General features: G+C 56.8%; 27 protein-coding genes. 8 read left to right on the forward strand and 19 right to left on the reverse strand.

The window, feature by feature from the left end:
* The first annotated feature begins 269 nt into the window (after positions 1 to 269).
* Positions 270 to 830, forward strand: coding sequence for a CBS domain-containing protein (locus IPI71_01195; GenBank protein QQR71176.1), 561 nt, complete (start codon positions 270 to 272; stop codon positions 828 to 830).
* Here IPI71_01195 and tpiA read toward each other — a convergent pair.
* Complete coding sequence (tpiA, locus tag IPI71_01200; GenBank protein QQR71892.1) at positions 827 to 1,495, reverse strand: triose-phosphate isomerase; 669 nt, start codon at positions 1,493 to 1,495, stop codon at positions 827 to 829. The genes IPI71_01195 and tpiA overlap by 4 nt on opposite strands.
* Positions 1,496 to 1,500: 5 nt before the next feature.
* Positions 1,501 to 4,104 carry a U32 family peptidase gene (locus tag IPI71_01205; protein QQR71177.1) on the reverse strand — a complete coding sequence of 868 codons (2,604 nt, stop codon included), beginning with the start codon at positions 4,102 to 4,104 and terminating at the stop codon, positions 1,501 to 1,503.
* Between the two features lie 105 nt (positions 4,105 to 4,209).
* On the opposite strand from IPI71_01205, the gene IPI71_01210 reads away from it, so the two are divergent.
* Positions 4,210 to 4,839 (forward strand): type I 3-dehydroquinate dehydratase, encoded by a 630-nt coding sequence (locus IPI71_01210; protein ID QQR71178.1) that lies wholly within the window; start codon positions 4,210 to 4,212, stop codon positions 4,837 to 4,839.
* A 116-nt stretch (positions 4,840 to 4,955) separates the two neighbouring features.
* Here the strand turns inward: IPI71_01210 and IPI71_01215 are convergent, their stop codons facing one another.
* The 10 genes from IPI71_01215 to IPI71_01260 form a co-directional block, all read right to left on the reverse strand.
* Positions 4,956 to 5,372: a hypothetical protein gene (locus tag IPI71_01215; protein QQR71179.1), complete on the reverse strand. Its 417-nt coding sequence runs from the start codon at positions 5,370 to 5,372 to the stop codon at positions 4,956 to 4,958.
* A 9-nt stretch (positions 5,373 to 5,381) separates the two neighbouring features.
* The gene (gene aroC, locus IPI71_01220; GenBank protein QQR71180.1) at positions 5,382 to 6,380 is read right to left on the reverse strand and encodes a chorismate synthase; all 999 of its coding nucleotides are present in this window, start codon (positions 6,378 to 6,380) and stop codon (positions 5,382 to 5,384) included.
* Complete coding sequence (locus IPI71_01225) at positions 6,377 to 7,750, reverse strand: bifunctional shikimate kinase/shikimate dehydrogenase (GenBank protein QQR71181.1); 1,374 nt, start codon at positions 7,748 to 7,750, stop codon at positions 6,377 to 6,379. The genes aroC and IPI71_01225 overlap by 4 nt, the downstream gene beginning before the upstream one ends.
* Positions 7,747 to 9,012, reverse strand: coding sequence for a 3-phosphoshikimate 1-carboxyvinyltransferase (aroA, locus tag IPI71_01230; GenBank protein QQR71182.1), 1,266 nt, complete (start codon positions 9,010 to 9,012; stop codon positions 7,747 to 7,749). The genes IPI71_01225 and aroA overlap by 4 nt, the downstream gene beginning before the upstream one ends.
* A complete protein-coding gene (locus IPI71_01235; GenBank protein QQR71183.1) occupies positions 9,003 to 9,800 on the reverse strand; it encodes an ACT domain-containing protein in 798 nt (265 codons plus the stop codon). The genes aroA and IPI71_01235 overlap by 10 nt, the downstream gene beginning before the upstream one ends.
* Positions 9,797 to 10,621: a prephenate dehydrogenase/arogenate dehydrogenase family protein gene (locus IPI71_01240; GenBank protein QQR71184.1), complete on the reverse strand. Its 825-nt coding sequence runs from the start codon at positions 10,619 to 10,621 to the stop codon at positions 9,797 to 9,799. The genes IPI71_01235 and IPI71_01240 overlap by 4 nt, the downstream gene beginning before the upstream one ends.
* Positions 10,622 to 10,625: 4 nt before the next feature.
* Positions 10,626 to 11,612, reverse strand: a complete 987-nt coding sequence (locus IPI71_01245; GenBank protein QQR71185.1) for a 3-dehydroquinate synthase II — start codon at positions 11,610 to 11,612, stop codon at positions 10,626 to 10,628.
* On the reverse strand, positions 11,609 to 12,394 hold the full coding sequence (locus tag IPI71_01250) for a class I fructose-bisphosphate aldolase family protein (GenBank protein QQR71186.1): 786 nt from the start codon (positions 12,392 to 12,394) through the stop codon (positions 11,609 to 11,611). Before IPI71_01250 ends, IPI71_01245 begins: the two co-directional genes overlap by 4 nt.
* A gap of 6 nt (positions 12,395 to 12,400) precedes the next feature.
* A complete protein-coding gene (locus tag IPI71_01255; GenBank protein ID QQR71187.1) occupies positions 12,401 to 13,189 on the reverse strand; it encodes a class I fructose-bisphosphate aldolase family protein in 789 nt (262 codons plus the stop codon).
* A gap of 313 nt (positions 13,190 to 13,502) precedes the next feature.
* Positions 13,503 to 14,000 carry a TIGR00270 family protein gene (locus IPI71_01260; GenBank protein ID QQR71188.1) on the reverse strand — a complete coding sequence of 166 codons (498 nt, stop codon included), beginning with the start codon at positions 13,998 to 14,000 and terminating at the stop codon, positions 13,503 to 13,505.
* 59 nt (positions 14,001 to 14,059) lie between these two features.
* Between IPI71_01260 and IPI71_01265 the strand changes: the two genes are divergently transcribed.
* Positions 14,060 to 15,298, forward strand: coding sequence for a proteasome-activating nucleotidase (locus IPI71_01265; GenBank protein ID QQR71893.1), 1,239 nt, complete (start codon positions 14,060 to 14,062; stop codon positions 15,296 to 15,298).
* A 311-nt stretch (positions 15,299 to 15,609) separates the two neighbouring features.
* Here IPI71_01265 and IPI71_01270 read toward each other — a convergent pair whose 3' ends face one another.
* The 5 genes from IPI71_01270 to IPI71_01290 all read right to left on the reverse strand — a co-directional run bounded on the left by IPI71_01270 (position 15,610) and on the right by IPI71_01290 (position 19,797).
* Positions 15,610 to 16,296, reverse strand: a complete 687-nt coding sequence (locus IPI71_01270) for an ABC transporter ATP-binding protein (protein QQR71189.1) — start codon at positions 16,294 to 16,296, stop codon at positions 15,610 to 15,612.
* Entirely contained in the window at positions 16,271 to 17,059 is a 789-nt protein-coding gene (locus IPI71_01275) for an ABC transporter permease (protein ID QQR71190.1), read from the reverse strand. Before IPI71_01275 ends, IPI71_01270 begins: the two co-directional genes overlap by 26 nt.
* Positions 17,052 to 17,822 (reverse strand): molybdate ABC transporter substrate-binding protein, encoded by a 771-nt coding sequence (gene modA / locus IPI71_01280; protein QQR71191.1) that lies wholly within the window; start codon positions 17,820 to 17,822, stop codon positions 17,052 to 17,054. Before modA ends, IPI71_01275 begins: the two co-directional genes overlap by 8 nt.
* Before the next feature lie 163 nt (positions 17,823 to 17,985).
* A complete protein-coding gene (locus IPI71_01285; protein ID QQR71192.1) occupies positions 17,986 to 18,465 on the reverse strand; it encodes a hypothetical protein in 480 nt (159 codons plus the stop codon).
* A gap of 174 nt (positions 18,466 to 18,639) precedes the next feature.
* On the reverse strand, positions 18,640 to 19,797 hold the full coding sequence (locus tag IPI71_01290; GenBank protein QQR71193.1) for a proteasome-activating nucleotidase: 1,158 nt from the start codon (positions 19,795 to 19,797) through the stop codon (positions 18,640 to 18,642).
* A gap of 43 nt (positions 19,798 to 19,840) precedes the next feature.
* Here IPI71_01290 and IPI71_01295 point away from each other — a divergent pair, with 43 nt between their 5' ends.
* From IPI71_01295 to IPI71_01310, 4 genes are read left to right on the forward strand one after another with little or no spacing between them, the layout of a single operon-like run.
* The gene (locus IPI71_01295) at positions 19,841 to 20,263 is read left to right on the forward strand and encodes a DUF126 domain-containing protein (GenBank protein ID QQR71894.1); all 423 of its coding nucleotides are present in this window, start codon (positions 19,841 to 19,843) and stop codon (positions 20,261 to 20,263) included.
* Entirely contained in the window at positions 20,229 to 20,381 is a 153-nt protein-coding gene (locus IPI71_01300) for a hypothetical protein (GenBank protein ID QQR71194.1), read from the forward strand. The genes IPI71_01295 and IPI71_01300 overlap by 35 nt, the downstream gene beginning before the upstream one ends.
* Positions 20,382 to 20,421: 40 nt before the next feature.
* Complete coding sequence (locus IPI71_01305) at positions 20,422 to 21,591, forward strand: TIGR04013 family B12-binding domain/radical SAM domain-containing protein (protein ID QQR71195.1); 1,170 nt, start codon at positions 20,422 to 20,424, stop codon at positions 21,589 to 21,591.
* The gene (locus IPI71_01310) at positions 21,539 to 22,180 is read left to right on the forward strand and encodes a metallophosphoesterase (protein ID QQR71196.1); all 642 of its coding nucleotides are present in this window, start codon (positions 21,539 to 21,541) and stop codon (positions 22,178 to 22,180) included. The genes IPI71_01305 and IPI71_01310 overlap by 53 nt, the downstream gene beginning before the upstream one ends.
* Here the strand turns inward: IPI71_01310 and cyaB are convergent.
* Complete coding sequence (gene cyaB, locus IPI71_01315; GenBank protein QQR71197.1) at positions 22,170 to 22,697, reverse strand: class IV adenylate cyclase; 528 nt, start codon at positions 22,695 to 22,697, stop codon at positions 22,170 to 22,172. The genes IPI71_01310 and cyaB overlap by 11 nt on opposite strands.
* 67 nt (positions 22,698 to 22,764) lie before the next feature.
* Between cyaB and IPI71_01320 the strand changes: the two genes are divergently transcribed.
* Positions 22,765 to 23,442, forward strand: coding sequence for an FKBP-type peptidyl-prolyl cis-trans isomerase (locus IPI71_01320; protein ID QQR71198.1), 678 nt, complete (start codon positions 22,765 to 22,767; stop codon positions 23,440 to 23,442).
* A 277-nt stretch (positions 23,443 to 23,719) separates the two neighbouring features.
* Here IPI71_01320 and IPI71_01325 read toward each other — a convergent pair whose 3' ends face one another.
* The gene (locus tag IPI71_01325; protein QQR71199.1) at positions 23,720 to 25,876 is read right to left on the reverse strand and encodes a PKD domain-containing protein; all 2,157 of its coding nucleotides are present in this window, start codon (positions 25,874 to 25,876) and stop codon (positions 23,720 to 23,722) included.
* Positions 25,877 to 26,061 lie beyond the last annotated feature (185 nt).

Here is a 26,061-nt window from a genome sequence, read left to right on the forward strand (position 1 = left end):
TCCTTTTTTCCATTTCAGGATCTGTTATCCCGCACACAGAACCGCAAATCCGTGCCCTGCGATATGAACGGCTTCTCGCGCCAGGGGGCCATCTCCGGGCAGGCGATGATGATGCCAAAAACATGGAGAGAGCCGGACGACATCCATTAATTTTCACCGGATCGTTCATTCGGCAGATTCGGTCCGTCACAGTTGTCCTGCTCCACCTTCCTCGAATTATGATTACCGGGAAAAATATAAATTACCAGTATGCACCGAAGTAATAATCAATGCATATCCCAACACCAGAGGAACTGAAAGCCCGCCGTGAAATGTTGGGTATACGGCAGTCAGAACTTGCAGAGATGGCAGGAATCAGCCAGTCTATGGTGGCGCGAATCGAGGCAGGAAGCGTGGACCCTCGGGTGAGTACCCTCGAAAAGATAGTCAGAGTCCTCAATGAAGCCAGGAAACCACGGATGACCGCGGCTCAGGTGATGAATGCCCCCGTCTTCTCAGTTGAACCCCGTGATCCGCTTACCCGGGCTGTGGAGATCATGGATGCCCGGAACTTTTCGCAGCTCCCCGTCATCGAGAACGGGGTGCCGGTCGGTTGCATCTCGGAGTCCGCAATCGTGGGCGCAATCGAGGACCGGGGTACTTCAAAGGGTCATGACCTCTCGGTGAGCCAGGTGCTCGAGCCGGGTTTTCCCACCGTCCCTCCCGGCATGGATATCGAGACCGTGGTGAAGATCCTCCAGAAACACCATGCCGTCCTGGTGATGGAGGAAGGGAAGGTGCAGGGTGTCATCACCAAGCACGACCTCATCTCCCTGATTATCGAGCGCTAGACAAGCGAGACCAGGTCCCGGAGCACAGCGATCGGGGCTTTTGCCTTGACGACGCTCGATGCTAGCAATACCCCGTCGGTTCCGAGATCGCGGGCGATTTTTACGCATTCTCCTGACTGTATCCCCGCCCCGGTCAGCACCTTCACCCCTGGATTCACTTTCTGTACTGCCTCAACGGAGCGGCTGATGATGTCAGGGTTCGCCTTCGAGACCGATATCCCACTCCCGATCAGTTCGGGTGGTTCGATTGCCACGTAATCAGGTGCAAGCGCCGCCGCTGCAGCACTGGTAGGATCATTGTTCGAGCAGACGACCGATACGAGCCCTGCTGCCTTCAGCGCGGTTACTGCCGCATCGATGTCGGCCAGGGTAAGGCGCCGTTCGGAGTGGTTGACCAGCGAACCCGTTGCCCCGGCCATCTTCAGGGCCTCAGCGGTGACAAACCCGGTGTGGGCCCCCGGTTGGGCACCGTCCACGTGCTGTGCATAGACCGGGACTCCGGTATGAACAGCGAGAGGGCGGATGTTCATATAGGATGGGGCCACCGCTATCGTAGTCCCGCTCTCGAAGGCGACCTGCGCTGCGGCATCCCCGATGGCCTGTGCCCGCTGCCCTGCTCCTTCAGGATAGGTCTTCAGGTTGATGAGAATGAATGGCTTGTCCATATTCGTCACAAAAGAGAGTATGGATGCCGGGAATTGATACCTTTCCCCTCACCATCAGAAAGGCCGCGGATGAAATGTCCTGCGGTTATCCCGCCCCTCGCCATCTCCCTGATACGCTTCTTGAGGCCAGGGATGGGGGTGGAAGCACCGGAACGCCCGGAGAGCCAATCGATATTCTCCACGGCTTCCCGGTACACGGCTGTCATCCCACCGGAGTAAACCGGTCCGCGGGCCCGGGCATCGATGATGACTGTGTCAATCCCAAGGGAGGCAAGGTCCGGGAGGTAGTCGATAAGGCAGAGTTCGCTCGCATTTGCAATATGCGTCCTCCCGCAGGTATCCACATGAACTGGAAAGGCACGTCCTGTTTCATCTTCGATGGCGAACCGGCAGTGTGCGATCTGCCCCCCGCTCGAAGCGTGGTTGAGGAGATTGTCGGCAGTCACCATGACTTCGAGGTTTCCCTGGACGAGGATTGCGGTCTCCACCCCCGGACAGGAATGCTTCTTGCGTTGCATGAGTTCTGCAATATCGCGGGAAGAGAGCTCAGGAGAGAGTGTAATTCCCGATACAAGGTCGGAATATGCCCGAATTGAGAGGTGGTTGAAGATATTCAGGCCCGGCCCGCCCGTGACCGTCATGCCCGGGATGGCCCGGCGTATCGCGGCCGCTGCTCCTGGACTCTCCACCATCACCCTGCCCAGTCCGTTCGCGGAGAGGGAGGGGAGGATACAACATGCGGCCTTGATGTAGTCGCCCGGCGGGACCTGCGGCCATTTCCAGACGATTATCCCGGGATCCTCCGCCTCCTGAAGAACCGGAAGGACTGAGGTTCCCGGTGATGTGCATTCACCGGCGGGTTCAAAGAAAACCCGGTCACTGCCGGAAGAGAGCGCGGCCATGCAACTCTCATGGTCGTCGCAGATGACAGCGACCTGGGGGAGGGTGAAGATCGGACTGGAACATGAATGTGTGAGATGTTCTGCCAGATCCCTCGCCCGGGATTCCGCTTCATCTGCCATGGCGGAGGCGGGATGGAAGGAGGCGAGCACCTCCTGGCGGGCGAGGTCTATGAATTCCCGCCGGAAGGCGTTCAATTTGCCGATCGGGATAAAAAGGGACCCGGGATAGACGAGGGAGATTTCTTCCACCCTGAATGGACTATTCCCTGTCTTTTTGATCTGGCGCACTATATCATCGCCTGAAGTTGGCCGGCCCCGGGCCGGTTCCGGAACAAAGTCGCCTTCGTGACGGACAACCAGGGTAGTTCCACCTGGAACATGGATCAATCCTGAAATGAGCAGGGGAAAGCCCGGTTCCACAACGAGTGTAATATAGATGGGAAGCGGGAACCTTCCCGCAGGCCCTGGGGCCTTCAGGATTCCCTCTGCTTCGTACTCAAGGCGCGCACTCCTGGTCAGGAATAGATCCATGCCCATGCTGATCCCGGTCTGCTGCCGAATCACGACCTCCCGGTCCGTATGTTCAACAGCGCCATGGAGGATGAACCCCTGCTCCTCACCGGTACAAGGATTCCTCCCAACAAGCCCATCTCCAGGTCCGGGCACGGTCCGGGCTGCAGGGAGGATACGCAGTTCACCGGGTGTGCTGGCGGCCACGGTCCCGAGAAAAAGCCCCCTGTTGCCCGGCCGGCATCGTCCCATCAGAGAAGAACCACGACTGCCAAACAGGTACCCGGGAGTAAAACCCCGGGAGAAGGCGATCTCCAGGTCTTCGATCTCCTCATTACCAGGAACCAATCCCGAAGCGAGGTAATCAAGCGCCTTCCTGTAGCGGGATACAACGATGGCCACGTATTCCGGGGACCGCATCCGGCCTTCGATTTTCAATGCTGCAAACGGCCGTCCCAGTATTTCCTGAAGTCGCGGGTATATGCAGAGATCACGGGTGGAGAGGAGATACGCATCGGGAAGAGGTATGTGCTCTTTGCATCTGATCCGACCGACGCGGTCCGCTGCTCCCCCCACCAGCCTGTACGGCTTCCGGCATGGCTGTGCGCACATGCCCCGGTTTCCGCTTCGTCCACCAATGACCGAAGAGAGGAGGCACTGTCCCGAGTAGGCATAACAGAGCGCTCCGTGAGCAAATATTTCGATCCCGGGACGTTCCGCATCGGGAATTTCAAAGATCGAATCGATCTCCTCCATGCTGAGTTCCCTGGCAAGAACCACTCTCGCAAACCCCGATTTTCGGGCCTGGATCACCCCTTCCCTATCGGTTATCGTGCACTGAGTGGATGCGTGACGGGGGAGATCGGGAACCACGCTCCGTGCCAACTGTGCTGCCCCGGCATCCTGGAGGAGGATGCCATCGGCTCCCATCCCGTATAGCAGGGCAAGATACCGCGCCAGTGCGGGCAGCTCGCGATCATGAACAAGGGTATTAACCGTAACGTAGACCCGTGCCCCTCGCAGGTGGGCATATTCAATTCCTTCGGACAGCTCTTTGTCGGTGAAGTTGGGCGCAGACTTACGTGCCCCAAATTGTTTCCCTCCGAGGTAGACGGCATCCGCCCCGGCGTTGACCGCAGCTTTGAGAGCGTCAGGCGAGCCTGCTGGCGCCAGAAGTTCCGGGATCCGGTCGATCATACGTGCGTATAACTTTATCCTGCGTCCCAAAGAAACAACGCAATTCCAGGTGAGCCTGCAGCGCGGCAGCGGGTGATATATGGAAGTGCGATCCACTCTCACCGTATGCAACTTGTTGCGTCGGTTTCTGATCCGGCGGATATCGCTCGCGCTGTTGCAGATGGCGCCGACATGATCGAGCTCAGGCTCGACCTCATTCCCAGGAACCTTCCAGGATCTGCCTTAAGGACCATCCGTGGGTGCACGCTCCCGATCATCCTGACCGTCAGGACCAGGGAAGAAGGGGGTGCGTTCTCCGGCAACACCGGGGAATGGCAGGCCCTGATCGAGCCCTGGCTTTCCCTTGCGGCCGTGGTCGATATCGAACAGCGGTTCAGTGCCACGGCATCGGACTACCAGAATCTCGGCAAGGAGATCATCGCTTCGTTCCATACCGACCGGATGCCATCTGAACATGAGCTCCGGGGCATCGAGGTCCGTCTCCGTGGGTATGGGATTCCGAAAATTGTTGTCACGCCCCGTTCACCCGAAGACGTTCTCTCGCTGTGTACCTTCACCCTGGCCGCAGATCATCCGGTTATTACCAGCACTATGGGTTCGCGGTTCCGGTTTGCAAGGATCATTCTCCCGCTGTTCGGGTCGTCGCACCTCTTTTGTGCTGCAGGCAGGCCCACCGCCGAAGGACAGTTTACTGTCCGGGAGGCGCGTGCGATCCTCGATACACTCACCCGCTGACCCGCCCTGGCAACGAGGGACGGGCCAGACCCCTGGGGACCATCAGGTTCCGGGACTGTCCTTCGTTCACCACCGTGTGGCACAGGTCTGGATTGGGGTGAGTTTTCTCGGCCCAGTCACGCCAGGACCGGGTAGGCATTCAGGACATAGTCGTTGATGCAGTCACCATCGAGTTCGACCTGGATCTGGTGCGATTCCCCGGGTGCAAGCGTGCCGGCATACACCCGCATGGTATCCCGCACCGCTCCGGTCGCGGCGTCAACCAGTTCTAGCTGGACGTTTACGTTCCGCGCATCGAAGTCACCATGATTGTAGACCTGTACGGTTACGGTCCAGATACAGCCCCGGGACAGCGAGAAATCAGCCGATGACCTGACCAGGTTGACCGATACATCGGACGGCTCCTTTCCCATTCCGCCACCTGCAAGGTCCGGTACCGAAACACATCCCGGAAATACGATCAGGGAGATGAAGAGGAGGGTAACTGGGATGAGAAGTTCCGTTTTCATGTGCTGCTCATCAGGAGGTATCATTCCTGTTCCTCACCGCTGGAATACCCTGTACTTCCGCTGTTCTAACAGGGCATCTGCAAGCACAAGGGAAAGCATTGCCTCTGCAACAGGGAGCACTCGGGGAACGATGCAGGGATCGTGCCGGCCTTCGATCCGTATAACCGTTTCTTCCCCGTTCACGGTAATCGTCTTCTGGGGCTTCCGGATAGAGGGGGTCGGCTTTATGCCAATCCGGACAACGATATCGGCCCCCGTGCTGATACCACCGAGGATACCTCCGGAGTGGTTAGAGAGGAACCCTGTGCTATCCATCTGGTCGTTGTGCTCGCTTCCTCTCATACGGGCCGCGGCAAACCCATCCCCGATCTCGATTCCCTTGACCGCCCCGATCCCCATCATTGCCCCGGCAATCAGGGCATCGAGCTTGCCGAAGACCGGGTCTCCGAGCCCAGGGGGGCAGCCCCGGGCGATGACCGTGACGATCCCGCCAACGGAATCGCCTTCGGCCACTGCCCTGCGTATCTCCTCTTCCTGCGCCCCGGGATCCGCCATCCCGTTGATCTCATCGATGGACGCAGTGATGTTGATACCCGTTTCCGCGAGGACCCTCATGGCCACCGCACCTGCTGCAACACGGGCCACCGTTTCCCGCCCAGAAGACCGGCCACCTCCCCGGTGGTCCCGGGTGCCGTATTTTGCCAGGTAGGTGAAGTCGGCGTGCCCGGGGCGGTACAGGTCCCGGAGCGTGTCGTAATCGGAGGGGCGCGCCTCGCGGTTCCAGATGATCATCGCCAGTGGCGTCCCGGTGGTCCTTCCCTCGAAGGTTCCCGAGAGGATCTCGACCTGGTCGGTTTCGGCCCGGGAGGACATAAGCTGGCCGCGACCCGGCCTGCGGCGGTCGAGCGCCGGCTGGATATCCGCCTCGGAGAGCGGCAGTCCGGGGGGGCATCCGTCGATGACGACCCCCAGTGCAGGACCATGGCTCTCACCAAAGGTGGTACACCGGAACGATCGTCCAAAGGTATTCATTGGATCATGCTCCTCACCAGTTCCAAGGGCGCAGAAATTCCGGTGAAATGCCGGAATTGCGCCGCAGCCTGCCGGACAAACAGTTCTGTGCCGGGAATGACCCGGCACCTTGCACTTCGAGCCATCCTGATCAGCGGTGTATCAGGCGGCGTATAGACCAGGTCAAAGATAGTCATGGATGGTTTCAGCTGGCCCTGTTGGAGCAGGCTCCTCGTATCCGGATCCATGCCGACCGGTGTTGCATTGATGACGATATCGGGTGAAACCCTGTCAAACATCTCCAGGGGGCCGGACTCGCACCCGAACCGCCCGGCAAGGTCCCGGGCAGCGCTGACCGTACGGTTGAGCACCGTAATGTCAAGCGAGAGAGACCTCAGCGCGTACACCGCTGCGGCGGCCGCCCCCCCGGCACCAAGAACGACCGCCTTCGATCCGGCATCGCCGATCGCATCCCTGATACCAATCCAGTCGGTGTTCGACCCGTACCCCTTTCCACCACACCACACCACGGTGTTGACCGCCCCGATCTCCCTGGCATCGGGCGAAATTTCCGAGAGGTGCCCCATGATGCTGGTCTTGAACGGTATGGTCACCGACAGACCCCGGAAATCAAGGTCATGGCATATACGGAGTATGGGGAGTATATCCGGCGCCTGGAGCCGGGTATAGTGGCAGTTCAGGTGATAATGCGAGAAGAGCTGCGCGTAGAGTGCAGGGCTCCGGCTCTGGAATGCAGGATTTCCGGCTATGGCATACAGCCTCGTCTTTGGATCTCCGTTCACAGCCTCCTCGAACGCCCGGACTTCGTCGTGCGGGATTCCCGATCGATCCAGGAACCGGACTGCCCGTTCCCCTGCGCCCGGCAAGACCGTTCCCTCGGTAACAATTCGCATGATGGAAAGGCATACTTCGTTTGGGCTCCGTGCGGTGGTGTCGATACAGAAATCAGCGGCACTGGTGTAGAATGGCCTGCGTTCTTTGAGCAGGACACGAATCTCGTCGCGGAAGGGGAGCGTGGTGAGTGCTGGCCGTGTGGTGTTCCGGATGCGCTGTTCGATGACGGCCGGTTCTGCTTCGAGGAGGATCATCGTGCTTCCCCTCCTGAGAGCAGCCACATTCCGGGAGTCGATCACCGCTCCCCCGCCACTCCCGACAATGCAGCCTGAATCCGGGAGGCTGGCAATCACCTGCCGTTCGTGTTCCCGGAAGGTCTCCTCCCCATCCTCTGCGAAGATTTCGTAGATGGGCTTTCCCACGCGCTCCTCGATCATCGCATCGGTATCGAAAAACGGCAGGCCGGTTAACTGGGACAACAACCTGCCGCATTCGGTCTTCCCCGTCCCCCGGAACCCGCACAACACAATCCTCATGCCAGTCTGACCTCATGGAGTATTTTCCAGAAATCCGGAAAAGACTTGCTGACGCATTCGGCACCGGTGATGGTGACTCCCCCGACCGCAAGGCCGAGCACCGCAGCACTCATGGCAGTCCGGTGATCGTTTCCGGCGGCAATAACCCCGCCATGGAGAGGGACCGGCCTGATGGTGATCGCGCCCTGTTCACAGTAGGCTTCGCCGCCAAGTGTCTTAATGACGTGAAGAATCGCGCGGATGCGATCGCTCTCCTTGAACTCAAGGTGGGAGATCCCGGTAAACCGGGACGGGGATTCGGCTGTCGCGGCAACCATGCAGAGCGTCTGGACGATGTCGGGCGATGCGGACATATCACGCTCGATTCCCTGGAGACGGCCACCACTCTCGAGCGTTATGGTACTGCCACGTGAAGAGACCGTGCACCCCATCTCGATAAGGGCCTCCAGAAGACCACGGTCCCCCTGCACAGATTCCGGGATAAGGTTGTCCACCCTTACCCTGCCGCCACATGCTGCAGCGATGGCAAAGAAGTACGATGCCGATGAGTAGTCTCCTTCGACACGGTACTTCCGTGCACGGTACGGTGCCGGGACAACCTTGAAGCGTTCATACCCGCGACGCTGCACATGGACCCCGAACGAAGCCATGACATCTACAGTCACATCGAGATACGCCAGGGACACACCCCCTGGAGGCAATTTCAGTTCTACCGGAGAACGGGCACAGGGGGCGGCAAGGAGGAGTGATGATGCATACTGGCTGCTCACGCTGTTCTCCACGCTGACCACCCCTCCTGCCAGCTCCCCTTCGATAAGTAACGGAGGAAAGCCAGGAGACCCAAGGTACCTGATCCTTCCTCCCATACTGTTGAGGGGCTCGACAAGCCCGCCGATGGGACGTTCGTGCAAACGGGGGCTCCCGGAAATGATGACCGGGTTGCCGCAGAGGAGCGCAACGGAGGTTAGAAGCCGGCAACTGGTCCCTGAATCTCCCATCCAGAGCTCGGTGTTTTCGCGACAGCCCAGCGCTCCACCGCATCCATGCACCACCAATCGCTCCCTGTTCCCATCGATCCGAATCCCGAGCCGGGTCAGCCCATTGACGGTGATGGCTGTATCGGCTGCATCGAGGGGCTGTTCAATCACGCTTCTCCCATCCGCCAGTGCCGCGGTGATGAGAGCCCGGTGGGTATAACTCTTTGAGGCGGGTGCGCTGACCCTGATATCGATCCCTTCCGCCTTTCCAAGAGTCACGTCCATTCCGGTACCTCCAGTTCCCGATAGCACCCCAGCTCCCGGAACCGCGCCTTCTCGCGGAGCGCCCGAAGGGCATCCTCCCAGGCAGGAGTGTAATCGGTGTCCATGAAGAAAATATATCTGCCCATCCCCCGCTTGGACGGGCGTGACTCAATTCTCGTAAGGTTGATATCCCGCGTGGCAAAGATCCCAAGGAGCTCGTAGAGTAGTCCGGCCCGATCCTGCTCGGGATCGACAAGGATACTGCACTTCGTGCAACCCCGCTCATCCCCTCTCCGGTTCGAAATCACGACGAACCGGGTGGTATTGGACGGGTTGTTTTCAACATGCTCCCTTATAATGGGCAGGCGATGCAGATCGGCACTCATCCGTGAGACGATGGCCCCGGACTTCGGTGAGCCGGTCATCGCCTGGGCGCTGGCAGCGTTGCTGCTGGTGTGGATGACCGGAACTCCCAGTTCATCGATGAACCTGCTGCACTGCTCATGGGTCTGCGGGTGGACATAGAGCACCCCGATCTCATCCAGGGAGACCTTTGATACCAGGTGGTGGTGGACCGGCAGGAACAGCTCAGCGGTGATGAAGACCTCGTGCTGCAGTAGCCCGTCGAGCGTCGGGCCAACCCCGCCCGCCTCGCTGTTCTCGATCGGCACCACACCGTCAGAGACACCTGCCTCAACCAGGGAGAAAATCCCGGCAATGGTTGGGATCAGCCTGATCGGGGGGGGAAAAGACCGGACCGCAAGCTCATGCGAGAAAGTGCCCTCGGGACCAAGGGCCAGGATCGTCATCGGTTCACCATTGCCTGGATCAGGTAATCGGTCTCTGCCGTTGCCCTGTCGCAATACGATCCGAAGTGCGTTACATTCTTCTCGAATAGATCGCTGAACGCTTCTTTATCCCCTGCAGTGACTATCCTCAGCAAATCTTCAAGGGCTTCCTTGCATGCAGCAAGAACCGGCGTAACATTCGGATTTAGCATGAGCATATCTCCGTACAACTCCGGGGACTGGGAGAGGAGCCGCCCGACCAGTCCCATCTCGATCTGGTAAACCGGGCTCATGAACGGAGCGGAATCTTCGGGCGTGACGCCGACCCGCCGCATGGTTTCGGCCACCATCAGGGTAACGCTGTGGGTCAGTCCCTGAACCAGAGCCATAATCCGGTCATGCTCTTCGGGCGTGGAGAATGTGACAGAGGCTCCCTCCCGCTCGAAGATCGAGCAAAGCGCACGAAGCGTCTCCCTGCTGCATCGCGCCGGAATAACGATAATAATCTGGCCATTGAGGGAGGGGACGCCGGGTCCGAACATAGGGTGAAACCCGATAACCGAGGCCGCCGATTCCAACATTGCCGCAACGGGACCGGTCTTCAGCGATGTGAGGTCGCAGAGGATCTGGTCGGGAGTGAGCAGTGGAGCGATACGACGAATTACATCCACCGTATCCCGGATTGGTACCGAGACCATGACCAGATCTGATGCCTCTGCCAGGTCCACACAGCTCAGGAAGGTTGTTCTCCCGCACACGTGCACCTCATGCCCTGCCCTTTCAAAGACCCCGGAAAAGAGTCGTCCCATCTTCCCGGTTCCACCGATGATTCCAACCTTCATCCTGTCACTTCTCGATAATCGACTCTTTCACGGCAATACCGAAATGACGCCCGGCCTGGAGCGTCCTGCCGAGCACCCGGTCTCCTGGTGCGAGCGCAACAACCGAGATGGGGATTCCATCTTCGCCAACCAGTCGGACTGTCTCTGCATTCTGGAGCACCAGGCTCGCTTTCACACCGTCAGCCTCGGCCTCGACCAGGAGGAGCGGCCTCTGCTCGATCTTCACCCGGCCCACCCCCGCATCGCGGAGCATCCCGGCATGATCGACGAGCAGGACATGATCCCCGGCCGATAAATCCGAGAGATAGGCGGTCTTCTCACCGGGAACGAGGGTGTAGGCGTGCACCGCGCCGGCATTAACCCTGAAAGGGCGGGGGCTCACATAGGGGTTCTCAAGGGTTTCGGCCTGGACGAGCAGGAACGCCGAAGAGGTATTTCCCACGAGGATCCCTTCTCCTTCTTTCATCATGGAACAGGTATCAACGCAGACGCGGTCACCCATCCCGACCGGGCGGACATCGGTGATCGTGAAGGGGACCAGGTCGGTTTTCCCGACACCGGCCCTGATCCGTGTTCCGATCTTCCGGATGAGGGCAGGAGTTGGATCTTTCAGGAGGATTCCCCGCACGCCTTTCTCAAGCACGGTCAGCGCGAGTTCGGCCTCTTCTTCAGACCTTACCACGGCAATGATCCTGTCAGATGAGGCGACAAGGTTCTCAAGCGGTATGATCCGCCAGTTACTGGTCTCCACCACCACGAACCCTTTTCTGGCCATGGCCTCCGCTTCCTCCATTCCTTCCGTGCCCGTTATGACGACCTCCCCGACATCAATTCCCCACCTGAGATCCCCATCATCCGAAAGCACCGTCATCCTGCCGAGCGCTTTTACCTTTGCGGCTGTTTCGGTCACGATTACATCCGCACCGCTTTCGATTGCCGCGGTCGCAAGCTCTTTTCGCCAGGGGTGCACGTCGACCCAGAATTCTTTCATGGCTGCTCCGAGAGCGCACGCCCGGGGTCCCACCCGTCATGGACAACGTAGCAGAGTGCTCTGACAAATGCCGTTGTATTCTCCCGCTGGAAGGCGTTTCTTCCTACACAGACCCCAGCTCCACCGGCATTCACGGAATCGTGAATCGCTTTCAGAGTCTCAAGATCTCCTGCCTTCTCCCCACCGGCGATGAAAACCGGGACCGAACAGGCCCTGACTATCTTTCCAAAGCTGACAGGATCCCCGGTGTAATTGGTCTTGATCATATCGGCACCGAGTTCTTCGGCGACCCGCACACAGTGGCCAACGGCCTGGGGAGAGAATGGGTCGATCCCCTTACCCCTGGGATAAATCATCACCAGCAGGGGCATGCCCCACCGTTTGCAGTCCCTGACCACCCCTGCCGCGTCCTCCAGCATCTTTGATTCGTTCGGCGCACCGAGGTTGATATGGATGGAGACCGCATCCGCACCCAGCGCCACCGCCTCTTCCACCGTGCAGACCAGTACTTTATCGTTCGGGTCTGGGTTGAGCGAAGTGCTCCCCGAGAGGTGGATAATCAGGCCGATATCCCTGCCTTTTCTCCGGTGTCCCCGCTTTACGATTCCCTTGTGAAGCACGATCGCGTTCGCACCCCCTTCACTGACATCCGAAATCACCTGGGTCATGTCCAGAAGCCCTTCAATCTGGCCTAGGGTAAACCCGTGATCCATGGGCACGATGACAGTCCTTCCGGTATTCCGATCGATAATTCGCTCTATCCGGATCTCTTTTCCGATCATAGGTCATCACTTCAATAGCTTCCAGGCTTCCTCTGCGCTCTGCCCTTCATGCACGATGAGCGCTGCCGCCCTGATAAACCTGGCAGGGTTCGGGTGCTGGAACGCATTTCTTCCGATGGAGATGCCAGTGGCCCCCCCAATCATAGCCCCTTCAATCAGGTCCAACGTTGAGCGGTCATCGGTCTTCGACCCGCCAGCCACGACCACCGGGACCGGACAGCCCCTGGTGACGAGCCGGAAACTATCAGGGTCTCCCGTGTATACAGTCTTGACCATGTCTGCACCAAGCTCTGCGGCAACCCGGGCTGCCAGGGCAACATGATCAGAGCTATGTTCATCCTCAATCTTCCTCCCCCGGGGATACATCATGGCCAGGAGAGGCATGCCCCACTCCATACACGCGATTGCCACACCCCCGAGATCAGCAAGCATTCTGGCCTCTGAATCGGCACCGATGTTGATATGTACCGAAACTGCGTCAGCGCCCATCTTGAGTGCGTTTTGAACCGAGTTGATCAGCACTTTTTCGTTCGGGTCCGGCCCGATGGCGGTACTTGCCGAAAGGTGCAGGATCAGCCCCACATCCCTCCCGCTCTTCCGGTGCCCGTGCAGGGCTAGCCCAACATGGCCGAGCACCGCATTCGCTCCTCCTTCTGCTACACGGTCGACAGCATCACCGAGGTCGATAAGTCCTGCAATCGGGCCGTTCGTGACCCCGTGATCCATGGGAACGATGATGGTCTTCCGGGTGTTTCGATCGATGATACGTTCCAGACGAATTTCTTTTCCTCTCATACCACACTCCTCCTCCGTTGCGCCGCATTCAGGGAATGAGCTCACGGAAAATCAGGCACAATAGCCAAAATAACTAAAGAAACTAAAATAAAAGGACCAGCTGGAACCAGCCACGGCTCCGGGAACAGCATTCCGAAGAACCGTTATGCAACGTGTGTGAGCCGATCTAGGAGTGATAAAAACACTCACCGGTGAAAAAACACTCACCTTGCATGGATATCGGTTTGCACCAGGTGCTATATAAATCCATGGACAGATGCTGCAGGGGCGGGTATGTAAGATTTGAACCAGCGGAAGAGGAGCCCGCGGAAGCTTATTTATGGCTTTTTTTTATGGAGATGACATCTCCGAGGGTTGGAACTACCCTCCCCCCCTTCTTTTTATCCGAAGTATCTTCAGCGGTATCGATAAGACGGATGTTAAGCGTCCGTTCGAGCTTGATCCGGACATCATCTTCCGGTATCAGGTCTCCTTTTTCGATCTTCTTGATGAGGAGTTCCTTTTCCTTGAGCTCCATGGCCAGGTCTTTCTGGGTCCAGCCCCGCTCCATCCTGGCATTCCGGATACGATTACCATAATCGTCGACAATCTCCCCCTCGATCAGGTCAAGAACATCGCGGTGCCGGCGGACCGGGGACGGGGAAGGGACGGGTTTCACGGCAACCGGCTTTCCTCTTCCTTCAGATTTCTTCGGTATCTGCACTTCGGTCCCGTACTTTGCACACTGGGCGCAGACTTCGAGCAGGGCCCCTTCGATCCTGACCGTCTTTGCCTGCCCCTGGATCTTAGCGCCGCACATTTCACATTGCATGTTCCACTCGCAAACATCTTTATAGCCATTTTTCCCTATATAGTTAATTGAGGAAAAAGATGGCAGAAAGCGCCCGGCAGCCGCAGGAGCCCCAGAATCCTGAGGAATTATGCCGATACCTTCTCGACCGCGTAACCAACATGGAGACCCGGAACCTGGAACTCCGTGAACAGCTCCGCCAGGTCGAGTCGGACAAGCGGTACATCGAGACCCAGAAGATCCGCTATGAACGGGAGGTGCGCAAGCTCAAGAGCGAGATTGAGCAGCTCCGGAGCCCTCCCCTGGTCATCGGCACGGTCACGGATGTAGTCGATGCCAACCGGGTCATCGTCAGGAGCAGCGCCGGGCCGCGGTTCCTTGTCCGGAGCTCCATGTGCATCGACCCTGAAAACCTCAAGCCAGGGGTCAGGTGCACGCTCAACCAGCAGTCCCTGGCGGTCATCGATATCCTGCCCGAGAGTTACGATGCTGCGGTTTACGGTATGGAAGTGGTCGAGACCCCTGAGGAAAGTTATGATGATATCGGAGGCCTTGACCGCCAGATCCTCGAGATCCGTGAGGCTGTCGAGCTCCCGCTCAAGAAACCCGAAGTTTTTGACCGTATCGGGATAGAACCGCCCAAGGGAGTCCTCCTCCATGGACCGCCCGGGACCGGAAAGACCCTGCTCGCCAAGGCGGTCGCCCACGAGACCAATGCCTATTTCCTCCGGGTGGTGGGCTCAGAGCTGGTCCAGAAGTATATCGGGGAGGGTGCCCGGCTGGTGCGGGAGCTCTTCGACCTGGCAAAGAAGAAGTCACCGACTATCATCTTCATCGACGAGATCGATGCCATCGGCGCTTCGCGGACCGAGGCCACCACTTCCGGTGACCGGGAAGTGCAGCGGACACTGATGCAGCTACTCGCCGGCATGGACGGTTTCGAGCAGAGGGGGGATGTCAAGATCATCGGAGCGACGAACCGCATCGACATCCTTGACCGGGCGCTCCTCCGACCGGGCAGGTTCGACCGTATTATCGAGATTCCGCTGCCGGATGTCGAGGGTCGGCTTGCCATCCTGAATGTGCACACCCGGAAGATGCGGCTTGACGATGAGGTCGACCTCCGCGAGATCGCATTCCTCACGGAGGAAAAGAATGGCGCTGATCTCCGGGCCATATGCATGGAGGCGGGCATGTTTGCCATCCGTAGGGATCATGATGCTGTCTCGAGGAGCGATTTCTTAAATGCAATCGAGAAGATCGGGCTCGACTTCGATCGCAAGAGATTAACCAGCAGCTTTGGTGCAATGTTTGCGTGAACGCCGGCCTGGGATGAAGTCTTTTTGTATTTTTTTTTCTTCCCTGACTGTAAAAGCGCCTCCTGGCAGGATCCCGGCGATGAAGGCTCCCACAAATTACAGAATGCCCTGCCAATTGTGCGATCATGAGATAGGGTAAACAAGCATCCAGGCAAAGATGAAGATTGCTCCGGGTCTCACCGGAACCTGCTTACAGCGAAGATCCTGAACATTCCTGCAAATATCCAAGAGAGGGGGACTTTCATAAGGAGATTAAAGCGCTGATCGGCGCTCGTTGAGGTAGATATCAAAAACAAGAAATTTTTGGGGAGTTATTCCCCATTTCTCCGTGCCTGTTCCCGGATCAGCGCAAACGCCTCTTCGGGTGAATCGATTCGATGGACGATCCCATCTTTCATGACCGAGAAAGAGGTTCCAATCTGGGCTGCCTCCCACGGGTCATGGGTGATGTACAGGACCGGGACGTTCAACTGCAGGAGTACCTCCCGGAAAAGCGGCAGGATAAACTCTTTCTTTGCCCGATCTACCTCGGTGATAGGCTCATCGAGGAGCATAACCCGCGGCGCTGATACCAGCGCCCTTGCAAGGGCTACCCGTGCGCGGTAGCCTCCTGATAGCTTGTGGGGTTTCCAGTCCAGGTAGGGTTCAAGAGAGAGTAACTTTACGACCTGGTGGAAGGTCTCCTCAGATCCCCTGCCGTTTTGCAGGGGATACAGGATGTTTTCCCTTACCGTGAGATGCCTGAACAGCGCCGTGTGCTGGGGTACGTATCCGACATTGCGGTCTTCAGGAGAAAGGTGCGTGATATCCTGCCCCCCGATCATGACCGTTCCCTGGTCCGGCTCCAGGATGCCGGTGAGTACCCGCTGCAGCGTTGTCTTGCCGCATCCGTTCAGCCCGATCAGGACCTGGATCTCGCCGGGATGAACGGTGATTGATATTCCTTTCAGCACATGGTGCGTTGAGAACGATTTATGCAGATTCTGCGCTTCGAGCATGCAACTTCTCCCGCATACGAAGGGTTACCACCAGCATCAGGGAAAGCAGGATACAGAACGCACTGGCAGTCACTGCCATGCTTACCTCACCTTCCTCGACCTTGGTAAATACGTAACTGGCAAGCACCTGGGTCATCCCCGGCACATTACCTCCGAACATGATGACTGCGGCGAATTCCGATATGGATCGGGAAAAACTCAGTACAAATCCCGAAAAGATCGCTTCCCCAAGCATGGGAATTACGACCCGCCGATATGCCTTCTGCGGATTGTCGCCGAGGGTCCGGGCCACGTTGATCTGTTCCTTGTCAATCTCTTCGGCAGCGGAAGCGATGGTCCGGGCTGCCAGGGGGTATGAGACAAAGAACATGGCAAGTACAACGGCGACGAGGGTGAACGCGAGACCGGTCGGTCCGATGAACCCGAACATGTTTCTTCCGAATGCGAGCAGCAACGCGAGACCGGCTACGGTATGGGGGAGGGCAATGGGAAGATCGTTCATGAAATCGGCGATTTTGTAGACGATCGTCCCTGGGTGAAAGATGTAGAAGTAGCCGAACCCAAGCGCCATCATCACTCCGAGCAGAGCGGCAAAGAAGGCTGTTACGAGCGTGTTCTTGACCGAGTCCCAGAAGATGGGGTCATCAAAGGTCTTTATCATCCCCTCGATTGTCACGTTCCCGATGATGGCCAGGACCGGGTAGACAATAAGCAGGAAAAAAAGGGGGACAAAGAGGACCTCCCAGATACTCACCTTACGCATACAGTTCCCAGCCGTACTGGGTGAACTCATCGCTGTTCTGCCGGACAAAGTCCCTGAAGGCCTTTGCACCTGCCTCGTTTCCTCCCTTGATTACCGCATCGCCAAAGACGATCTCTTCCGACAGGTCGTAGCTGTATTTCTCAACCGTATCGAGATTGTAGAGTACAGCCGTACTGCTGTAGGTGAACCCGGCATCTATCTCGTCACTCTGCACCATCAGGGCCACCTGATTCACGGTGCCCGGCCGGGTCTTGATGTTGCCCAGGGCGTTCAGCTGGTCCCAAAGCCCGAGGTTCTTCAATACGTTCTCGGAATAGACCCCGACCGGAGCACTTGGATCGGCAACCGCAACAACGATGTTTTTACCGGTGAGGTTGGATGCTGTCGTGATCCCTTTCTCCCTGCCGGTCTTTGAAACGGTCAACACGACAAACTCATTCATGAACTTCTCTGCCTCGGATACTTTGCCCTCCGCTTCAAGTTTCTCGATAAGGTTATAATCCGCAGAATAGTACAGGTCACAGGGTTGTCCCTGGCTGATCTGGGTGTAGAGTCCGCCAGATGGTCCATAGTTGGGGATGACTGTGATGCCGGTGGCATTGGTATACTTCGCAATCACCACGTCCATCGGTTTCTTGAGGCCCGCTGCAACATATACATTCAGCGGCGCCTCTTTATCTTCGGTGCATCCTGCAGAAAGGAGCAGGAACCCTACAATTAAAAACAATCCCATTATTCCCACAAACTTGTAAGATTTTTCCATGGTATCACCTGCAATCATACCTTCAGGAGAATTATATCCTGCAAGGTACAGGGGATTATGTGCGACTTTGAGAATTAAATTATTTTATTGTAACAAGAAGTAAATCAAATGGAATTATCAGTTGGTATACCAGTGTCGAATCCCGTGAGACCCATCGACCCCGTCATTCCTCTTCATCCTGTTGTCCGGCATCGCCTTTCTCAGCAATCGAATCACTCCCCCCATGATATTCATCTTCGGTACACCAGACTTCGATCTCGGCCGGCCCTGAACACCGCCGTTCTGACCCCGGAAGGATCTGCTCTTCATGGACCACGAATCCATCCTGCATCCGGTATATGAGCCTGAAATCCCAGTGATCGGAGAGCGAGATCTCCCGGTCGTAGTACACTTCCCGGGCCAGGCGGTGGGAGCTGTATATGTCAGGAGCAATCTCGAAAAGAACCCCCCGCATGTAACGCTTCAGATACCAGCGGAGATCTGCGGCAAGGGCAAGGGCGCTGCTGAGCGTTGCTACCGTTATCTCCACCCCGCGATGTGTCTCCCGCGGCCGGTAGAACCGGAGAGCCTCCCGGCTTGTCTCGGACGCAAGGAGTTCGCGGTAGAGGGAAACCCCCTCCCGTGGCAGGAAAAGGACATTCATTTGGCTGTTGATCAATATATGCACATGTGGGACTTATAGGCGCTCCGGGTCAATCGCGGAATTCCCGGTGAAGCTGCCCCATGGGAAGGGCAACAGAGAGCATGCAAAGAAAGTCGCCACCAACGGGTTAAGAAAAATCCTGCAGGAAAAAAAAGTTCAGATTTGGTGAAATGGTCAGGTATACATCCGGAGATCCAGGATGACCTCGGCCTTGACCTTCCGGACCGCTTTCTCGAAATCATCCTGCGAGACGCCGGTTGCCTCTCTCCGGACCGCCATCATACCAGCCTCACGGCAGACTGCCTGAAGCTCGGCTCCCGTGGTGTCCTCGGTCATCTCTACGATCCTGTCAAGGTCAACGCCTTCGAGTCGCATCTTCCGGGAATGGATCTCCAGGATTGCCTTCCGGGCTGCAGAATCCGGCAGGGGGATTTCGATCGCACGGTCGAACCTGCCAGGGCGCAGCAGGGCGGGATCGAGCATGTCAACACGGTTGGTGGCTGCCATGATCCTTACATCCCCCCGTGTGTCAAAACCATCCATCTCAGCGAGGAGCTGCATCAGGGTCCGCTGGACCTCAGCGCTGCCAGACGTCCCGTCATTGGTCCTGGTGGATCCCACCGCATCGATCTCATCTATGAATACGATGGATGGGGACTTCTCCCTGGCAAGCGCGAAAAGCTCCCGCACCAGCTGGGCTCCTTCACCGATGTATTTGTGCACCAGTTCGCTCCCGGACATCCGTATGAAGGTTGCCCTGGCTTCGTGCGCAACGGCTTTTGCAATCAGGGTCTTCCCGGTCCCTGGCGGACCGTAGAGGAGGATCCCCTTTGGAGGCTCAACTCCCACCCGCTCATAGATATGCGGCTTGGTGAGAGGATACTCAACCGCTTCCCGGACTTCTTCGATCTCTTTCTCCAGTCCGCCAATATGCTCGAAGGTCACCGCTGGAGACTCATCGAGCTCCATTACCCTGACCCGTGAATCGAAAATGTTGCCCACGATTCTCACGATGGAGAGGGCGTTGTTGACGGCAACCTTGGTCCCGGGCTTGAGCTGCTGGAGGAGATCGTCGTTCACGTGGGTGATGTATTCCTGGTTATTGCCCTGCTGCCGGAGATAGACTTCACCCGTGCCGAGGATATCGACAACAACGGCAACGAAGAGTGGCATCCTCTTCAGCTGATTATTCTCCCGCCGGAGTTGGGCGACCTCTCTTCCCAGCTCCTCGTTCCTGACCTTGAGGTCGAGGATCTGAGACTCGAGATCCTGAAGTTTCAGCTTGGAGGCAAGCTCGGAGTCACCTCCTGTATTGAGGATGGATTCTTCCATATTACTATTATACTCGTTTTCCTAACATTTATTAGGTGTGATTTTGCTATTCCGGGCACGGGGAATATCACGGGGTACTGGTAGTGGCGAGCTCCTGGTGAGCCCCGCTCCCATCTCTTTTCTTTCCGGGGTCGATCCAGAGACCGGCATCGTGGTCGAGAAAGGTCATCCCCTGGAGGGTCGGAGTATCGCGGGTACTGTGCTCGCTTTCGAGCACGGAAAGGGGTCGACTGTTGGCTCTTATGTCCTGTATGCGTTGAAGAGGAACGGGAAGGCTCCGGCAGCGATCATCAATACCCAGGCAGACCCCATCATCGCTGTCGGCGCCATCATCGGGGATATCCCTCTGGTGGACCAGCCCGAAGTAGCAATCGGCCGGTTAAAACCAGGTGCCCTTGTACAGGTAAATGGAACCGAAGGAACCATCGAATATGAAGGAAGCCTCCTCCCTGAACCAGCCGCATGAGCTGCTGGTGCTCCATGGCACCAGGGGAACTGACCGGATCAAGGTGTGGGTCACCCTCAACACCGGCAGCACCTGCAAGGTTATCGATCGGCTCCTCCCCTGCCGTTCCAGGGCGTGATCCCTGGATTGTCCTCTTTTTTATTTCCGGGAAGGCGGATATGAAGGTGAATTGGCGGTATACCACTGCGACAAGGAATACATATGCCACACTCTATGCTGCCTGCGAGCGGGAAGGCTTCTTCCTCGAACCAACGGATCGTCCCCGGAACGATGTCACCTGCTACAGTCTCAATTCCCTGAATGTCCGCGATCTTGCGCCTGAAATCGCGGAAGCAGACTGCATCACCATTGCAGGAGGGCCCCATGCTACCGCCTGCTGGCGTCAGGTCTCCGGATATGCCGATTACGTAGTGGTCGGGGAGGGGGAGTATCTTGTCCCGGCACTCCTTTCGTGTATAAGGGACCATCAGCCTGTCACGCTCCCTGGTATAGCTACCCGCGAATCCTATAGTCCCCCGGCATCGAGCGTCATCCTCGATGCCTACCCTGCCTTTTCGCGGATGAAAGGATACGTCGAGATCTCGCGGGGATGCCCGTTCTCGTGCTCCTACTGCCAGACCCCGCGGATATTCGGAACGGTCATGCGCCACCGGAGCGTGGCAGGCATCGTACATTACGCCTCCCGGCACCGGGATGCCAGGTTTGTCTCCCCGAATGCCTTTGCCTATGGATCGGATGGAAGAAAGCCACGTCCCCATCGACTCAGGGAACTCCTGTCCACCCTCAGGAACAACATCTACTTCGGCACGTTCCCAAGCGAAGTCCGGCCCGAATTTATTACGGAGGAAACGCTTGGCCTTGTCACGAGATACTGCGCGAACACTGCCATCCAGTTTGGCGCGCAGTCCGGGAGCGATTCCGTCCTTCAACGGATTGGCCGCGAGCATACCGTTGAAGACGTGGTCAAAGCGGTGGAATTGTGCACCGGAGTGGGCCTGACCCCGGTTGTCGATATCATCGTCGGGTTTCCCTTCGAGAGCGATGATGACCAGCGGGCAACGGCCAAGCTCGTCCGGTGGATTGCCCGGTACGGGAAGATACACGCTCATTCCTTCCTCCCGCTCCCTGGCACGCCGCTGGGGATGTCGAGCCCCCGGCCGCTCTCCCGCGATCTCTCCCATCTCCTCGGCTCGCTTGCCCTCCAGGGGAAACTGACCGGATCGTGGCGTTCGCTGGAGATAGGATTTTCTAATGCCGGGACTGAATGGATAGGGTATGGAAAACGTTCTCCTCCTGGCCGATCTCCACGGGGAATACGGAAAACTTGATGCGTTCCTTGACCTGAACCCTGATGCTGTCTTTATAGCAGGCGATATAACCAACATGGGTCCTGCAGAATCGGCCACCGATCTCCTCTCGCGCATCGATGTTCCGGCCTTTGCCGTGCCCGGAAACTGCGATCCGCGTGATATGATCGAGTTCCTCGAACGCTCGGAGTGCGTCTGTCTCCACTCAGCCCATATCAGCCTCGGGAAAATCTCCATCATTGGCGTCGGCGGATCCAACCCGACCCCTTTCAACACGCCGTTTGAACTGACCGACCACCAGATCGACACCATCCTGTCAGCAGTCATTCCCAAGCGGCGAGAGGCCCTGCACAACGTTCTGATCAGCCATGCGCCGCCCTATGGAATCCTCGACCGTGCCAGGGGAAATCACGTGGGAAGCCGGAGCGTTCTGAAGCACATGCCATCATTCGACCTGGTCTGTTGCGCCCATATCCACGAAGCGAGGGGTATTGCCGAAAGAGAGGGTGTCAGGATCGTCAATCCTGGCGTAGCTGCAACAGGCGAATGTGCCCTTATCCATTTCGGTCCGGAGCCAAAGGTGATAGGAATAGAATTGATCACCGTTTAACGAGCAGGAGTTCTAGGTAGGAGGAGAGGATCGGCTCTCCCTCCACCCCGATCTCTCTTGCGATTTCCATGACGAATTCCTGGGGGTCTTCATGTGCATTGCTGGTGCGGGCCTCGATCTCGACAAACGTGCCAAGTCCCTTTACCTCGTCGAGGGAGACCAGTGCTCCCCGGTATTCGTAGTACTCTCTCTGCTTCTCCACCTCCGCAACCGGCATAAAGCCCAACCGCTCGAGGATCGCCCCCATGACGCTCCCGGACTCGACTCCCGTGTTCAACTCCTCGCGGGCCTTGAGCCTGTACTCCCTCATCTTCGGCCCCTTGTAGGTGAGCAGGCACCCGTCTCCGGTATACCGCAGCCGGAGTGCTTCATCGGTTGTCCCGAAATCGCGGTCAGGAGCGTTGTAGTAGATATCGTGTTCGTGGACACGGGCCGACGGGGTGGCATGGTTGAGGAGGAGTCGCTCCCGGATCATTCCAAGATCCTCCACGCGTGTTTTGATCTCTACCTCGAGCATCGCATTCAGCCTTCCACAGGTTTATGTATCATTCTCCCTTTGTTATATAGACAGAGGTGCAGAGTTTATGCCGTTAGAAAAGGGTGATTTTGTCTCGCTCAGCTATACCGGCAGCGTCGCCGGCGCGGTATTCGATACCACCGATGAAGAAGCGGCAAAGGATGCCGGCGTTCACAGCCCCGGGGCCCTCTATGGGCCGGTGACGATCCGGATCGGCAGCCAGCATGTCATCCTCGGGCTCGATGAAGCGCTTGAAGGCAGGGAAGTCGGAGATGAAGGCGAGATCGATATCCCCCCGGAGAAGGCCTTTGGCCCCCGCGAAAAGGAACACATCGAAGCCTTCAATAAGAATTCATTCAAGGAAAAGCCCAAGGTCGGGATAACCATCAAGGTTCCGGACAGGGGTGAGGGGACCGTAGTGGATATCATCGGGAACCGGGTGCTGGTAGATTTCAACCACCCGCTGGCAGGAAAGGAACTACATTACTGGTTCAGGATCGAGACCGCGGTCAGCGACATCGTGGAAAAGGTGAAAGGTCTCATCCGTCTCTTTACCGGCAGGGACATTGAAGTTGCATTCAACGATGGTATCGTCACCATCACCCTGCCACCGGGAATCAACTATGACCGCCGCTGGGTGCTATGGCGGAGTCGTATCGTGCATGAAGCCCTGGAGTTCATCCCTGAGATTACAGAAGTGAACCTTGTGGAGACGTTCCGGCGGCAGGAAAAAGAAGAGTTATAATTTTGGTATAGTTTTTTTTCGAAGCTGGCGGTGCCTACCCGGTGCCTGGGAAGAAACAACAGCAATGAGTGCCCCCCTCTTAACGAGTCGGGGTTGGCAACACAATGGTGGCGGAGGTTGGGAGAAAGCCCAACTCCCGTGTGTATCATGAAATACATGAAATTTTCGGGCGCCATTGGAGAAAGTGTAGGTTTTTTTGGAGATGAAAAGTCCATTACCGATGTTTCCTGGCCCTCCATACTCCTACGGATGACACAGCATTTCCACATGCCGGATATCATCCTACCGCGAATGAACCAACCGTAAGAGTTTTGGAAATTGTTGAACTTCCTGCGCTATTTGTAACTTTGAGGGATACAGTAAACGTTCCCGGCTCTTTATACGTGTGAATGGGATCGCTTTCAGTAGAGCTCGTTCCATCCCCAAAATCCCATAACCAACCCGTCGGACCAACTGAAGTGTCAACGAAGATTACGGAGGTTCCTTTTGACATGTGGTTGAAGTTCGCGACCGGTATAAAAGAACTAATATACCTTGAAGGGGATCCTGTCGGCAGTGTGGTTGGAGACGATGTCGGATACACCTTCGGGAATATCGTGGGATATGTCGCTACGGGTACGGTCGGAACGGTCGTCGGCACAACCGTAGGATACACCTTCGGGAATATCGTGGGATATGTCGCTACGGGTACAGTCGGAACGGTCGTCGGCACAACCGTAGGATACACCTTCGGGAATATCGTGGGATGTGTCGCTACGGGTACAGTCGGAACGGTCGTCGGCACAACCGTAGGATACACCTTTGGGAATATCGTGGGATGTGTCGCTACGGGTACAGTCGGAACGGTCGTCGGCACAACCGTAGGAATCACCTTCGGGAATATCGTGGGATGTGTCGCTACGGGTACAGTCGGAACGGTCGTCGGCACAACCGTAGGATACACCTTCAGGAATATCGTGGGTTTGATTGACACCGTTGGTGTGGTGATAGGTGTTGCAGTTGGCGATGGTGTATCTCCAGGGATATAAACCGCAAGAATGGATCGCGAGCTTCCACCGCTGTTGGAAGCGGTGAGGGTCACCCAGTAGGAACCGGGCTGGGCATAAGTATGCGTGGGGTTCTGTGAAGTTGAGATAGTGCCATCACCAAATGTCCAGTACCACGAATCCGGGTTCTCCGTTGAAAGATCAATGAAGGTTACGGTGGTTTTATCAAACGTGTAGCTGAAACGGGTAACCGGAGGCTCTATCCGGGGAGTATCCGATCCACGAATGAATACGTCACAGATATGGTTTACGGAAGAGTATGGTTCCCAATAAACCGATCCCTGGTTCATCGGCCAGGGATCGTAAATGTAAATCTCATTCCTCCCCCAATCGTCATTGTATCCTGCACCCACCCGTGCATGGCCACCCGCGATGGTGAAAGACTCGACATTGCTTCCAAACGGCCGGTTGTTTTCGATCTCATACACCTCTTTCTGGAACGAAGGGCTGTAATCAGCATACGTCTCCTGCTTCCCGAGGTGTAGTATCAAGAACTCCACCTGATCTTCAACGTACATTCCCCCCTTGGTATTCGTCAGGCGGGCGATGTCGTCCTGGTCGAAATAGGTGCCAAAATAGTCTGATATCATCTGTATTGAGGCAACGGCACACCAATCACCCTTCTTCTGGGGGTAGAGAGTAATGGGGAGAACTTTCTTTCCTGTAGAAGGTGCTTCTCCAGCTCCAAGAACCCCGGCCCCGCTCGAACCCACCTGATATTCCGGAAAGGTCGCTTTGCGGAGAGCTTGCATTTTCTCCTGATTCAAGCTGGTTCCGGGATACCCGTATATCCGTGCTTTCTCAAGAACCAGGCGATGTATGGCTTCTTCCTCGTCCCAGGCAACACTATTAGGAGGACCGGTTGCATCATCAAGGCTATTATAATAAGACCACGACCAGTCTTCTGGAACCTGCGTGGAGGTTGTTGGATCGAATATGAACTCCTCTTCGACTTCAGAGCCCCATTGGACAAAAGTAATCCTCTGGCCTATCTTCGGATAACTATAGCACACCGGTTCCGAGGAGGTGATGCTGCATTGGGGACACATATGAAGGAGCGAAGCCTCTGCCACCTCCCCTGATTCGTTAACATCCCAATACCGCGGGGTGAGTTCAACGGCCATCACCGATGACGGGAGGATCCTGCTTGCACCAATCTTCACGCCACCGATTATGGCACCATCACGCATGACATCAAAATGGAAAAAGAGTGGTTCGCCATTTATATCGTAGATAGTAATCGGACCGGGAGCAATATGAGATCCTTCCCATGAACCGGATAGTGCGCCGGGACTGCCTGCAAGAACAAACTCGAGCAACGCTGCATCGGCAAGTACCCGTGCGGAATCAAGGGAGATGTGGTGTGGTTCAATTTCATCCGGCACCATTGCAAAAACCGGAGTACCGGAAAGAAGGATAAAAATCACGGTGACGATGGCACACGCATGAGGAAAACGGTGACCTGCCATATGAAAATCACAATTCCAATTTTCAAGTAATTACGATGCCAGATTTTAATATCCTTCAGCTGGGCTGGGACACCTGACTTCGCCACTTTTTTTTGGTAGTTCCA

It is taken from the genome of Methanolinea sp., assembly GCA_016699325.1.
Classification (GTDB): Archaea; Halobacteriota; Methanomicrobia; order Methanomicrobiales; family Methanospirillaceae; genus UBA9949.